The organism is Agromyces protaetiae, assembly GCF_030866785.1.
In the GTDB taxonomy this organism is placed as follows: Bacteria; Actinomycetota; Actinomycetes; order Actinomycetales; family Microbacteriaceae; genus Agromyces; species Agromyces silvae.
The window spans coordinates 3,977,263-3,990,503 of sequence record NZ_CP133018.1 but is presented as its reverse complement, the minus strand read 5'-3'; the positions used below and the strand labels follow the sequence as shown (position 1 = coordinate 3,990,503).

Sequence of the window (13,241 nt, the reverse complement as noted above, 5' to 3'; positions counted from 1 at the left end):
ATTCCGGCCGTACCACCCACCGAAAGAAAGGCACCAAGATGCGACGCACCAGCTCCGGCCGCCAGGCCCGCCTGATCCTTCCCGCCATCGCCGGCGTCGCCGCACTCGCCCTCGCCGGCTGTGCGGCCGACTCGGCCACCGAGGCCGCACCCGAGGAGACCGCGGCCGCGTCGGGTGGTGAGTTCTTCGACCTGCTTCCCGAGAACATCCAGGAGGCGGGCGTGCTGCGGATCGGCGTCTCCGCGAACTTCCCGCCAGGCAACTTCGAGGACGTGGACGGCGACCTCGACGGCTCCGAGATCCAGCTCGGGTTCGCGCTCGGCGAGGTGCTCGGCGTCGAGATCGAACACGTGACGACGAACTTCGCCGGACTGCTCACCGGCCTCGAGGCCAACCGCTTCGACGTCGTGCTCTCGGGCATGAGCGACACGCTCGAGCGCGAGCAGCAGGTCGACTTCATCAACTACATCAACACCGGGTCGAACTTCCTCGTCCCCGAGGGCAACCCGAACGACATCGAGACGCCCGAGGACCTCTGCGGCCTGACCGCCGCCGAGACCATCGGCACGACCTACATCGACATCGTCACCGGGTTCTCCGAGGACTGCGTCGCGGCCGGGAACGAGCCGATCGAGGTGCAGACCTACCAGTCGGGCCCCGAGACCACGCAGGCCGTGTCCACGGGGCGCGCCGACTTCAGCTTCGCGAGCATGATGGCGCACAACTACTTCGCGTCGCAGAGCAACGGCGCGCTCGAGTCGGTGGGCGAGACCTACAACCCGCAGCTGACCGGCATCGTGGTGCCGAAGGGCAGCGAGCAGCTGATCGAGGCTCTCCAGGCCGCCCTGCAGTCCATGGTCGACAGCGGCCAGACCGCCGAGATCATGGCCGAGTGGGGCCTCGAGGACCAGATCCTCGACCCCGTCCAGGTCAACGGCGCGACGAGCTGACCGCGATCCCAGGAGCACCGTGAACGCCATGAACACCACGACTCGACCCGCGGCGTCTCAGGCGCCCGGGGCGGCGGAGGACGTCATCGTGCCCCTCCGCCGCCCCGGGCGGTGGATCGGCGTCGCCGTCGTCACGCTCATCGTCGCGTACCTCGTCATCGGGGCCGCGACGAACCCCAACATGCGCTGGGACGTCGTCGGCGAATACCTGTTCTCGCCGCTCATCCTCGAGGGCCTCTGGATGACGATCCAGCTGACCGTCCTCGCCATGGTCATCGGCGTCGCCCTGGGCGTCGTGCTCGCGATCATGCGCCTCTCGGACAATCCGGTGCTCCGCTGGGTGAGCGTCACCTACGGGCTCATCTTCCGTGGCGTGCCGGTCATCGTCCAGCTGCTCTTCTGGTACTTCCTCTCGGCGCTCGTGCCGATGCTGGGCATCGGGATCCCGTTCGGACCGCAGTTCATCGAGGTCGAGACGAACGCCGTCATCTCGCAGCTGGGCGCCGCGCTGCTCGCGTTCGGCCTGCACGAGGCCGCCTACATGTCCGAGATCGTGCGTTCGGGCATCGTGAGCGTCGACCAGGGCCAGCGTGAGGCCGCGGCCGCACTCGGCATGTCGAAGGGGCGGATCTTCCGGCGGATCATCTTCCCGCAGGCGATGCGCGTGATCCTGCCGCCCACGGGCAACCAGGTCATCATCCTGCTGAAGACGACCTCGCTCGTGCTCGTCATCGCGCTGCCCGATCTCATGACCACGGTCACCCACATCTACACACGCAATTTCCTGCAGATCCCGCTGCTCATCGTCGCGAGCATCTGGTACCTCGTCATGACGGGGGCGCTCACGGTCGGCCAGCACTATCTCGAGCGGCACTTCGGTCGCGGGTCCGAGCGGAACGCGCGGCCCGAGACGCGGGCGTCGCGCCGCGCGAAGGAGAGATCACGATGACTGCCCCAACCCCGCTCGTCCAGTCGGTCGACGTCCGGAAGAACTACGGCTCCGTCCAGGCGTTGAAGGGCATCACGCTCGACGTGTTCGAGGGCGAGGTGGTCTGCCTCATGGGGCCGTCCGGCTCGGGCAAGAGCACGTTCCTGCGGTGCATCAACCACCTCGAGAAGCTCTCGGGCGGCGACCTGCGCGTCGACGGCGTGCGCGTCGGCTACCGGCGCAAGGACAACAAGCTCTACGAGATGAACGACCGTGAGTCGGCGCGTACGCGGGCCGGTATCGGGATGGTCTTCCAGCAGTTCAACCTGTTCCCGCACCTGACCATCCTGCAGAACATCATCGAGGCGCCGATCGGCGTGCGAAAGCTGCCGCGCGCGCAGGCGGTCGAGGAGGCGCGGACGCTGCTCGACCGCGTCGGCCTCTCCGACAAGGAGAACGCCTACCCGCGCCACCTGTCGGGCGGCCAACAGCAGCGGGTCGCGATCGCGCGGGCGCTCGCGATGAAGCCCAAGCTCATGCTCTTCGACGAGCCGACCTCGGCGCTCGACCCCGAGCTGGTCGGCGAGGTGCTGGCCGTGATGCGCGAGCTCGCGCGTGACGGCATGACCATGGTCGTCGTGACCCACGAGATGGGCTTCGCGCGCGAGGCCGCCGATCGCATCGTGTTCATGGCCGACGGGAGCGTGGTCGAGACCGGCGAGCCGGCCCAGATCTTCGACGACCCTCGTGAGGAGCGCACACGCGCCTTCGTGAGCAGCATCCTGCACTGACGATCCACTCACCAGCTCCGACCGAAAGGCGACCCACCCCATGACCGCGACCACCTTCAGCTCAGGACTCGGCTTCGGGCTCGGCTACGACGCGACCGCGACGGTCCGCGAGATGGCCGACTCGATCGCCCGCGCGGAGGCCGCGGGGTTCTCGATGGGCTTCTTCTCGGAGACCTTCTTCACGAACCGGGACTCGGTGTCGGCGCTGTCGGCGTTCTCGCTGGCGACCGAGCGGATGGCGCTCGGCGCGACGCAGGTCGTCCGGCTGCGCTCGCCGCTCGTGATGGCGCAGACGGCCGCGACGCTCGACGAGATGTCGGGCGGGCGACTCGTGCTCGTGCTCGGGGCGGCGACCGACAAGCATGCCGCACGCAACGGGCTCGCGCCCATGAAGCCGCCGCAGGTGCTGCGCGAGTACATCGAGACGGTGCGCCTGCTGCTCACGGGCGAGAAGATCACGTACGAGGGCCAGTTCGTGAAGTTCGACGGTGTGGGGCTGAACTTCACGCCCGTGCGCCGGTCGATCCCGATCTGGGTCGCCGGGTCGAGCCCGCTGGGACTGAAGATCTCGGCGCAACTGGGCGACGGGATCCTGCTCGACGCCGGCACGTCGCCCGAGTACAGCGCGAACGCCATTGCCCGGATCCGCGAGGTCCGCGAGGAGGCGGGGCTCGGCATGGCGGACTACTCGGTCGCGCAGCTCGTGAACACGTCGATCGAGGACACCCGGGAGCGGGCGCTCGACGCGATCCGATGGGAGGTCGCGTCGAAGTTCAAGTTCGCGAGCACCGGGCGCGGCAAGATCGCCGTCGGCGAGACTGCCATCCCGGCGGATTCGCCCGACCGGCTCTCCGCGATCTACCAGAGCCAGGGCGAGCAGGCGTTGCTCGACGCGATCGACGACGACTTTGCGGCGGCCCTCACGGCCTCGGGCACGATCGACGACGTCGAAGCGCGCGTGCGGCAGTACCGGGCGGCGGGTGTGGACTTCCCGATCCTCCGCGCGACCGCGCCGCACCAGATCCCGGCGCTGCTGGCCGGGGCGTCGCGGCTCAGCGCCTAGGTTCGTGGAATGAGTCTGCAGTGGCCCGGTGCCGTCGCCTCGGCGTCGGTCGTCGCGTTCGACCTCGACGGCCCGACCGGGGGCGCGCTCATCGACGGCACGATCTGGTCGGCCCCTCGACGGTTCGCCGAGGGGGCGTACGACGTCACGAGCGCGTTGCCGCGCACGCTGCGCATTCTGGAGCGGCACGGGGTCACGGCGACGTATTTCGTGCCCGGCTGGGTGGTCGAGCGCTGGCCCGACGCCGTCCGCCGGATCGCCGATGCCGGCCATGAGGTCGCACACCACGGCTACCGGCATGAGCGCTTCGCCGACCTGACGCCGACGCAGCAGCGTGACGTGATCGCTCGTTCGCAGGAGGTGTTCGAACGGGTGCTCGGTGTGCGCGCCGTGGGCTACCGCACGCCCACGGGGGATTGGAGTGCCGAGACGCCCGCGATCCTCGTCGACGAGGGGTTCTCGTACTCGAGCTCGCTGCGCGACGATCACACGCCGTACCTGCACGTGATCGACGGGGAGCCGACGCGGCTCGTCGAGATCCCGGCGAGGGTCGACCTCGACGACTATGCGGCCTTCGCGTACAGCCGCGACCCCGACTATCCGTCGAGCGGGGACCGGATCGCCGGATACCGGCCCGTGCTCGACAACTACCTGCGCGAGGCCGACGGCCACCACGCGGTCGGCGGATGCTTCATCACGACGTTCCACCCGAAGGTGATCGCGACGCCCGGGCGGGCGCGCGTCGTCGACCGGCTGGTGGAGCATCTCGCCGCGCAGCGCGATCGTTGGGTCGCGCCCGCGCACCGGGTCGCCGACCATGCGAGGAATGCGGAGGAGCGGGCATGACGACCGCACGATGGCCCGACGGGCACCGCGCTGCGGTCCTGATCACCGTGAACGTGGACGCCGAGCGGTCGCTGCTGACCCTCGACCCCACGCTCGAGGGGCGTACGAAGACGCTGTCGACGGCGCGATACGGGATCCGCCGGGGGCTCCCGGCCATCCTGGCCGAACTCCGGCACGCCGCTGTTCCCGCGAGCTTCTTCGCGCCGGGATCCGTGGTCCGCGAACACCCCGGAGCGTTCGACGAGATCGCGCGCGACGGGCACGACCTCGGCATTCGCGGCGACGACCTCGAGCGGCTCGACGGTATCGAACCGGACGAGCGGCGACGGCTCATCGCCCGAGCGGTCGAGGCGTTCCGCGACCGCGGCCTCGAGCCGACCGGCTTCCGGCTGCCGCGCGGCGACTGGCCGCTCGGTCTCGCCGCGGACCTGCTCGACGCGGGCATCGACTGGTCGAGTTCCTGGGTCGCGGGCGACCTGCCCGCCATGCTGCCCGCCGGCGACGGCCGGAGCCTCGTCGATCTGCCCTTCCACCACGTCGCCGACGACCGCCAGGCGTTCGAGTGGAACTTCGCCCCCGCGCTGCCGAAGGGGCACTCCCGCATCGCGTCGTACGAGGAGACGCTCGAGAGCTGGACGTGGGAGTTCGAGGGGTGCCGCGACGAGGGCCTGCTCTGGGTGCTCACCGTCCACCCGCACATCATCGGCACACCCGGCCGGATCGGCCTGCTCCGCGAGATGCTCAGACGAATCCGGCGCCATGACGACGTCTGGGTCGCGCGCGGTTCCACACTCGCGAGCTGGTGGCGCGTGCACGGTGAAGCGCCAGACGCCGGAAGCGCCGAGCGGGTCTTCCTCGCCGAGGCGGGCTGGCCGCACTACTGATCGCTGGACCGACGCTCACTGGACCGACGCTAGTAGGAGGCGCGTCCGCCGCTCGGCGGGGCGTCGGCCCAGACACCTGCGACGCCTTCGGCGGCGTCGACCGAGGCGATCTCACCGGCGCGTTCGACGGCTTCGACGGCTTCGGCGGCTCGATCCGGCCGAAGCTGACCCCGGATGTCGGTCGCGTCAGTCGACGACGGCGGCGACGGCCTCGATCTCCACGAGTTGGTGGTCGTAGCCGAGCACGGTGACGCCCAGGAGGGTGCTCGGCGCGTCATGGTCGCCGAACGCATCGCGCACGACCTCCCAGGCGGTGACGAGGTCCGCCTGGGAGGTCGATGCGACGAGCACCCGGGTGCTGATCACATCGGTCAGTGCGGCGCCGGCGGCTGCGAGGGCGGTCTTCAGGTTCTCGACGGATGCCTCGGCCTGGGCGGCGTAGTCGCCGATGCCGGCCGTGGACCCGTCGTCGTTCAGCGGGCAGGCGCCGGCGAGGAAGATCAGCCGGGCCTCCGCCGGCGCGGTCGCCGCGTAGGCGTACTCGGCCACGTCGGAGAGCGAGGTGGAGCGGATCAGGGTGACGGCGCTGGGCATTCGGATCCTTCGTGGTCGAGGGCGGCTCGGCGGGACGACGTGCGAGGAAGGGCGACTCCGCCGGCGCTAAAACTAACATAGATCGTTTAGTGGCGATCCTCGGGCTAGGCTCACCCCGTGGGGTATTGGGAACACCGGAAGCCGGTCATCCGCTCACGTGCGATCGACGTGGGCGACCTCGCGCGCGCCGCGGCGGCGCTCCTCGATGCGGGGGGCCTCCGATCGCTCACGCTCCGCGCCGTCGCGTCGCAGCTCGACGTCGCGCCCGCGAGCCTGTACTCGCGCGTGGCGTCGGTGGACGATCTGTTCGATCTCGCGCTGGATCGTGCACTCGCCGACGACCCGGCGATCGATACGGCGGTGCGGGACGCCGACCTCATGGACCTGATGCTCACCTATTACCGGCACCTGGTGCGGCATCCGTGGGCGCCGCAGGTGATAGCGTGGCGAGCCCCGCGTGGACCCTCCTACATCCGACTGTCGGAGCGCATGATCGCACTCCTCACCGACGCGGGCTCGTCCGACCCCCTGACGTCGGCGTACATCCTCTCGAACTTCGTGATCGGGTGCGCGACGACCGCTCCCATGGCCGTGAACGAAGCCGCGACGGAGATCGACCGAGACGTCGCGCCGTTGTACGCCCGAGCTCACGCGAGACATGCCGTCGACCCCGAGGCGGTCGTCGGCACCGGCCTGCGCAGGCTGCTGTCCAGGCCCTGACGATGACGCGGGCGCGGCAATGCCTTCCCACCCAGCACGAACCGACCGCCCACGGGTCGGACCAGATGTACATTTCGATCCGCGTAAGGGACATTTGAGGCATGTCGATCGTCAGCGTCGCGGAAGCGCGGAGCCACTTCTCGGAGGTCATCGCCCGCTCGCAGCAGGAGGCCGTGTTCATCGAACGACGGGGCCAGCGCGCTGCCGTGGTGGTGAGCCCCGAACACTACGAGCGCATGCTCGAAGCTCTCGAGGACGCGGCCGACGCCGCCGACTTCGACGAAGCCATTGCGGAAGAAGGCGCGAACATTCCGTGGGATGAGGTCACGAAGGACCTCGGCTGGGATTGACCTATCGGATCGAACTCCGACCGGCCGCGCTGCGAGCGCTGAAGCGGATCGGTCACCGACGAGACATCTGCGACCTCTAGGTCCGCCTACGGCTCGAACCGGTACCCGAGACCCGGCTCGTTGAGGAAATGCCGGGGCTCCGACGGCACCGGCTCGAGCTTGCGGCGCAGCTGCGCCACGTAGAGCCGCAGGTATCCTGCGTCGTTCGCGTGGTACGGACCCCACACGTCCGAGAGCAGCATCTGCCGGGTCAAGAGCTTGCCGGGGTTCCGCAGGAACAGCTCGAGGAGGCGCCACTCGGTGGGCGTCAGGCGAACGGATGCCCCGTCGGCGCCCCGCCGCACCGTCTTGGCCGCGAGATCGACCGACAGCTCCCCGACCCGGAACTCGGCCGCGTCCGGCTCGTCGCCGGTCACGACCCGCGAGCGCGCCCGGATACGCGCGAGCAGCTCGTCCATCGCGAACGGCTTGGTGACGTAGTCGTCGGCGCCCGCGTCGAGGGCCTCGACCTTCTCGGCCGAGTCGGTGCGGCCCGAGAGCACGAGGATGGGCACCTTCGACCACCCCCGGACCGCCCGGATCACGTCGGTGCCGTCGACGTTCGGCATGCCGAGGTCGAGCAGGATCAGGTCGGGGTGTGCGCTCGCGGCGAGGTCGATCGCCTCGGCGCCGTCGTGCGCCGCGACCACGTCGTAGCCGCGGGCCGCGAGCGTGATGCGGAGCGCGCGCTGCAGTTGGGCATCGTCGTCGGCGATCAGGATTCTCATGCGGTCTCCTCGGCGACGGGCAGCGCGATCACCATGGTGAGCCCACCGCCGGGCGTGTCCTCGACCGTGAGCGTCCCGCCCATGCCCTCGACGAAGCCCCTCGAGAGAGCGAGCCCGAGCCCGAGGCCCGCCTCGTTGTCGGTGTCGCCGAGTCGTTGGAACGCGGTGAAGATCTCATCGTGACGCTCCGGTGGCACGCCGGGTCCATGGTCCGCGACGCGCAGCTCGGTGCTGCCGCGGAACGTGCTCGCCGCGAGCCGCACGCGCTCGCCGTCGGGCGAGTGCCGCACCGCGTTCGCGAGCAGATTGACGACGACGCGCTGCAGCAGGCCGGCATCCGCGGCGACCGGATGCAGGTCCTCGGCGAGATCGAGCTCCACCTCGCCGGGGCCGAGCCCGAGCTCGTCGAGGGCGGGGAAGACGACGTCGCCGAGGTCGGTGGGTGCGAGCGTCACGGCCAGCGCGCCGGCCTGCACACGGCTGACGTCGAGCAGGTTCGTCACGAGCGCCGCGAGCGAGTCGAGGCTCTCGGCCGCGGTGTCGAGCAGCTCGTCGCGCTCGGCGCGCGCGAGCGAGAGGTCGGGTGCGCGCAGGGCGCTGATCGCCGCCGAGGCCGAGGTGAGCGGCCGGCGCAGGTCGTGTCCGACCGCGGCGAGCAACGCCGAGCGCACCCGGTCGGTCTCCGCGAGCTCGCCGGCCGCTTCGGCCGCCGAGGCGAGCGCTCCGTGCTCGATCGCGGCGTCGAGCTGGGTCGCGATCACCTGGAGCAGGCGGCGTTCGGATGCCTCGAGGTCGGACCCGTGCAGTTCGAGCACGCCGCGCGTGCCGATCGGCACGCTGGTGACGCGGTCGCCGGTCGCCGGCTCGCCGTCGGTCACGCGCGGCTGGCCGTCGACGAGCAGTCGCACGCCCGAGAGCCCGAACGCCTCGCGGGTGCGCGCCACCATCGCCTGCAGCGCGTCCTCGCCGCGCAGCACACTGCCGGCGACGGTCGCGAGCAGCTCCGACTCCGCGGCGGCGCGCTGCGCGAGCCGCGTGCGTCGCGCGGCCTGGTCCACGACGTAGCTGACCAGCAGCGCGTTCGCGACATAGAAGAGGAGCGCGAGCAGCTGCCTGGGCTCGGTGATCGTGAGCGAGTACAGGGGCTGGATGAACAGGTAGTTGAGCGTGAGCCCGGAGAGCACGGCCGCGAACAGCCCCGGCCAGATCCCGCCGACGAGGGCGACCACGATGACCAGCAGCTGGTACGCGAGCACGTCGCTCGTGATCGAGGCCTCGGAGTGGAACAGCGTGAGCAGCCAGCTGAGCAGCGGGCCGGCGACGAGCGCGACGGCGAACCCGGCGATGAGCCGGGTCCGGCTGAGCGCGCCGCCGAGGCGGGGCAACGAGAACGTGGAGCCCGCGGCGGCGTGGGTGACGATGTGCACGTCGATGTCGCCGGACTCGCGGATGACGGTCGCGCCGATCCCCGGGCCGGTGAAGGCCGCCGCGATCCGGGATCGGCGGCTCACGCCGATCACCAGCTGCGTGGCATCCGCCGACCTCGCGAACTCGACCAGCGCGCGCGGCACGTCTTCGCCGACCACCTGATGGAAGGAGCCGCCGAGGCGCTCGACGAGCGCGCGCTGCGCGGCGACGGCATCGGGATGTCTCGTGCGCAGCCCGTCGGGCGCGGTCACGTGCACGGCGATGAGCTCGCCGCCCGACGACCGGGCGGCGATCCGGGCGCCCCGGCGCAGCAGGGTCTCGCCCTCGGGACCGCCGGGCAACGCGACGACGACGCGCTCGCGCGCCTCCCAGGTGCCCTGGATGCCGTGCTCGGCGCGGTACGTCTTGAGCGCCTGGTCGACCTCGTCGGCGAGCCACAGCAGGGCGAGCTCGCGGAGCGCGGTGAGGTTGCCGAGGCGAAAGTAGTTCGAGAGCGCCGCGTCGATGCGATCGGCGGGGTAGACGAGCCCGCCCGCGAGGCGATCGCGCAGCGCCTGCGGCGCGAGGTCGACGACCTCGATCTGATCGGCCGACCGCAGGACGGCGTCGGGGATGGTCTCGCGCTGGGGGGCGCCGGTGATCTCGAGCACGACGTCGCCGAGCGACTCGATGTGCTGTGCGTTGACCGTCGAGATCACGTCGATGCCGGCCGCGAGCAGCGCGTCGACGTCCTGCCAGCGCTTCGGATGCGCCCCGCCCGGGGCGTTGGTGTGCGCGAGCTCGTCGACGAGGGCGATCTCGGGGCGGCGGGCGAGCACCGCGTCGAGGTCCATCTCCTCGAGCGCCAGGCCGCGATGCGTCTCGCTCCGGCGGGCCACGACCTCGAGCTCCTCGACCATGGCGGCGGTCGCCGTGCGGCCGTGCGTCTCGACGAAGGCCACGACCACGTCACGGCCCTCGTCGCGGAGCCGCCGGCCCTCTTCGAGCATGGTGTAGGTCTTGCCGACGCCGGGGGCGGCGCCGAGCAGCACCCGGAGCCGCCCGCGTCTCATAGCGTCAGTCTCGCAGTTCCGCGAGCGCGAGATTGAGCTGCAGCACGTTCACGGTCGGTTCGCCGAGATAGCCGAGGTCCCGGCCCCGGGTGTGCGCGTCGACGAGGGCGCGCACGTCGGCCTCGTCGAGGTCGCGCTCAGCGGTGACACGTGGCACCTGCAGCAGCGCGTACTCCGGGCTGATGTGCGGGTCGAGCCCCGACCCGGACGCGGTGAGGGCGTCGACCGGGACATCCGTCTCGCTGACGCCGTCGAGCTCGGCGACCTGCGCCTTGCGGTCCGCGATCGCCGCGACCAGGTCGGCGTTCTCGGGGCCGAGGTTGCTGCCGCTCGACGCGCCCGAGTCGTAGCCGTCGCCCGCGGCCGACGGCCGCGGCTGGAACCACTCGGGCAGCGGCATGCCGTCGCGGTCGGCGAACGACTGGCCGATGAGGGCCGAGCCGACCACCTCGCCGTTCGCGCCGCGTTCGAGTGACCCGTTCGCCTGCGCGGGCAGCACGAGCTGCCCGATGCCCGTGACGACGAGGGTGTACGCGACGCCGAGCACCGCGGTGAAGACGAGCAGGGCGCGGAGCGCCACCCAGTGGGTGCGCATGGTCTGCCTGGTGGAGGTCATGAGTCAGGTGTCCTTTCTCGTGCGCAGAGCTGTTCTCTTGCGCAGAGCTGTGTCCGGCATCAGAAGCCCGGGATGAGGCTCACGACGAGGTCGATGAGCTTGATGCCGATGAACGGCGCGATGACGCCGCCGAGGCCGTAGACGAGCAGGTTGCGACCGAGGATCTTCGACGCGTCGCCCGCCCGGAACCGCACGCCGCGGAGCGCCAGCGGGATCAGGAGCACGATCACGATCGCGTTGAAGATGATCGCCGACAGCACGGCCGAGGCCGGCGAGTGCAACTGCATGAGGTTCAGCGCCGCGAGCCCGGGGAACACGCCCGCGAACATCGCGGGGATGATCGCGAAGTACTTCGCGAGGTCGTTCGCGATCGAGAACGTGGTGAGCGCGCCGCGCGTGATGAGCAGCTGCTTGCCGATGCGCACGATGTCGATGAGTTTCGTCGGGTCGGAGTCGAGGTCGACCATGTTGCCGGCCTCCTTGGCCGCTGATGTGCCCGTGTTCATCGCGACGCCCACGTCGGCCTGCGCGAGCGCCGGCGCGTCGTTCGTGCCGTCGCCGGTCATCGCGACGAGGTGGCCGCCCTCCTGCTCCGTGCGGATGAGTGCGAGCTTGTCCTCGGGCGTGGCCTCGGCGAGGTAGTCGTCGACGCCGGCCTCCTTCGCGATGGCGGCGGCCGTGAGCGGGTTGTCGCCCGTGATCATGACCGTGCGGATGCCCATCGCACGCAGTTCGGCGAACCGGTCGCTCAGCCCGTCCTTGACGATGTCCTTCAGGTGCACGACACCGAGCACGCGCGCCGTGCCCCCGGCGTCGCGTTTCGCGACGACGAGCGGCGTGCCGCCCGAGCGTGAGATCGCCGCGACGTGCTCGTCGAGCTCGTCGCGCTCGGCGGACGGGCTGCGCTCCAACGAAGCAACGGGCCCCTGCTCCTCGACCCACGCGGTCACGGCCGAGCCCGCGCCCTTCCGCACGACCTCGCCGTCGGCGAGGTCCAGCCCCGACATGCGGGTCTGGGCGGTGAACGGCACGACCTCGCCGGCCGGCTGCTCGGTGAAGCGGATGCCCCGGTCGGCCGCCAGCTCGACGATGGAGCTGCCCTCCGGGGTCGGGTCGGCGAGCGAGGCGAGTGCGGCGGCTCGGATCAGCTCGGTCTCGTCGACGCCCGAGAGCGGGACGAACTCGCTCGCCCGCCGGTTGCCGTACGTGATGGTGCCGGTCTTGTCGAGCAGCAGCGTCGTCACGTCGCCGGCGGCCTCGACGGCGCGGCCGGACATGGCGAGCACGTTCTGCTGGACCAACCGGTCCATGCCCGCGATGCCGATGGCCGAGAGCAGCGCGCCGATGGTGGTCGGGATCAGGCAGACCAGGAGCGCGATCAGCACGGGCACGCTCGCGGGGGCGGCGGCGTACGAGGCGATCGGGTTCAGCGTGAGCGCGACGACCACGAAGACGATCGACAGGCTCGCGAGCAGGATGTTCAGCGCGATCTCGTTCGGCGTCTTCTGCCGCGAAGCACCCTCGACGAGCGCGATCATCCGGTCGACGAACGTCTCGCCGGGCTTCGACGTGACGCGCACGACGATGCGGTCCGAGAGCACGCGCGTGCCGCCCGTGACGGCGCTGCGGTCGCCGCCCGACTCGCGCACGACCGGCGCCGACTCGCCTGTGATCGCGGACTCGTCGACCGACGCGATGCCGTCGACGATGTCACCGTCGCCCGGGATCAGGTCGCCCGCCGTCACCACGACCAGGTCGCCCGGCCGCAGGTCGCTGCTCGGGACGTCGGAGATCGTCGCGCGGAGCGCGGAGGCATCCGTCGCCTGGTCGTAGCCGCGCACGAGGTGCGCGACCGTCGACGTGCGCGTATGCCGCAGCGAGTCCGCCTGCGCCTTCCCGCGGCCCTCGGCGACCGCCTCCGCGAGGTTCGCGAAGAGCACGGTGAGCCAGAGCCAGACGGCGATCGCCCACGTGAAGCTGCTCGGCACGGCGGTGCCGCCGGAGGCGGTCGGACCGCCGAGGAACGGCTCGGCGATCGCGATCACCGTCGTGAGCGCCGCGCCGACCTCGACGATGAACATGACGGGGTTCCGCCACATGTCGCGCGGGTGCAGCTTGCGGAGCGCGCCCGGGAGGGCGGCGGCGAGCTGCTTCGGCCCGAAGGGCGCCTTGGGCTTCGGGTGCCGGTGTGGGTGGTTTTCGTCGGCCGGCGCACCGGTCGCGGACGTGGGAGTGGTGATGGTGGACATGGA

The 13,241-nt window shown here is 70.9% G+C and carries 13 protein-coding genes; 8 read left to right on the top strand and 5 right to left on the bottom strand.

All coding sequences use genetic code 11. From position 1 onward, the window contains the following. Positions 1–38: 38 nt before the first annotated feature. From QU602_RS18220 to QU602_RS18195, 6 genes are read left to right on the top strand one after another with little or no spacing between them, the layout of a single operon-like run. Positions 39–950, top strand: coding sequence for an ABC transporter substrate-binding protein (locus QU602_RS18220; RefSeq protein ID WP_308797868.1), 912 nt, complete (start codon positions 39–41; stop codon positions 948–950). Positions 951–978: 28 nt separating this feature from the next. Next, positions 979–1,899 carry an amino acid ABC transporter permease gene (locus QU602_RS18215; protein WP_308797867.1) on the top strand — a complete coding sequence of 307 codons (921 nt, stop codon included), beginning with the start codon at positions 979–981 and terminating at the stop codon, positions 1,897–1,899. Continuing rightward, a complete protein-coding gene (locus tag QU602_RS18210; protein WP_308797866.1) occupies positions 1,896–2,669 on the top strand; it encodes an amino acid ABC transporter ATP-binding protein in 774 nt (257 codons plus the stop codon). Before QU602_RS18215 ends, QU602_RS18210 begins: the two co-directional genes overlap by 4 nt. Before the next feature lie 40 nt (positions 2,670–2,709). Further along, positions 2,710–3,732, top strand: coding sequence for an LLM class flavin-dependent oxidoreductase (locus QU602_RS18205; RefSeq protein ID WP_308797865.1), 1,023 nt, complete (start codon positions 2,710–2,712; stop codon positions 3,730–3,732). 9 nt (positions 3,733–3,741) lie between these two features. Beyond that, positions 3,742–4,578 carry a polysaccharide deacetylase family protein gene (locus tag QU602_RS18200; RefSeq protein ID WP_308797864.1) on the top strand — a complete coding sequence of 279 codons (837 nt, stop codon included), beginning with the start codon at positions 3,742–3,744 and terminating at the stop codon, positions 4,576–4,578. Further along, a complete protein-coding gene (locus QU602_RS18195) occupies positions 4,575–5,462 on the top strand; it encodes a polysaccharide deacetylase family protein (RefSeq protein ID WP_308797863.1) in 888 nt (295 codons plus the stop codon). Before QU602_RS18200 ends, QU602_RS18195 begins: the two co-directional genes overlap by 4 nt. Positions 5,463–5,648: 186 nt before the next feature. Here the strand turns inward: QU602_RS18195 and QU602_RS18190 are convergent, their stop codons facing one another. Further along, positions 5,649–6,056 carry a RidA family protein gene (locus QU602_RS18190; protein ID WP_308797862.1) on the bottom strand — a complete coding sequence of 136 codons (408 nt, stop codon included), beginning with the start codon at positions 6,054–6,056 and terminating at the stop codon, positions 5,649–5,651. Between the two features lie 117 nt (positions 6,057–6,173). Here QU602_RS18190 and QU602_RS18185 point away from each other — a divergent pair, with 117 nt between their 5' ends. After that, positions 6,174–6,776 (top strand): TetR/AcrR family transcriptional regulator, encoded by a 603-nt coding sequence (locus QU602_RS18185; RefSeq protein ID WP_308797861.1) that lies wholly within the window; start codon positions 6,174–6,176, stop codon positions 6,774–6,776. Positions 6,777–6,877: 101 nt separating this feature from the next. After that, positions 6,878–7,126: a type II toxin-antitoxin system Phd/YefM family antitoxin gene (locus QU602_RS18180; protein ID WP_308797860.1), complete on the top strand. Its 249-nt coding sequence runs from the start codon at positions 6,878–6,880 to the stop codon at positions 7,124–7,126. A gap of 86 nt (positions 7,127–7,212) precedes the next feature. On the opposite strand, the gene QU602_RS18175 is transcribed toward QU602_RS18180, so the two are convergent. Genes QU602_RS18175 through kdpB form a run of 4 tightly spaced genes read right to left on the bottom strand, consistent with a single transcriptional unit; the run spans position 7,213 to position 13,238 of the window. Continuing rightward, positions 7,213–7,893 carry a response regulator transcription factor gene (locus tag QU602_RS18175; RefSeq protein WP_308797859.1) on the bottom strand — a complete coding sequence of 227 codons (681 nt, stop codon included), beginning with the start codon at positions 7,891–7,893 and terminating at the stop codon, positions 7,213–7,215. After that, entirely contained in the window at positions 7,890–10,373 is a 2,484-nt protein-coding gene (locus QU602_RS18170) for an ATP-binding protein (protein WP_308797858.1), read from the bottom strand. Before QU602_RS18170 ends, QU602_RS18175 begins: the two co-directional genes overlap by 4 nt. Before the next feature lie 4 nt (positions 10,374–10,377). Further along, on the bottom strand, positions 10,378–10,989 hold the full coding sequence (gene kdpC / locus QU602_RS18165; RefSeq protein ID WP_308797857.1) for a potassium-transporting ATPase subunit KdpC: 612 nt from the start codon (positions 10,987–10,989) through the stop codon (positions 10,378–10,380). Positions 10,990–11,048: 59 nt separating this feature from the next. Then, positions 11,049–13,238 carry a potassium-transporting ATPase subunit KdpB gene (gene kdpB / locus QU602_RS18160; RefSeq protein WP_308797856.1) on the bottom strand — a complete coding sequence of 730 codons (2,190 nt, stop codon included), beginning with the start codon at positions 13,236–13,238 and terminating at the stop codon, positions 11,049–11,051. Between the last annotated feature and the right edge of the window lie 3 nt (positions 13,239–13,241).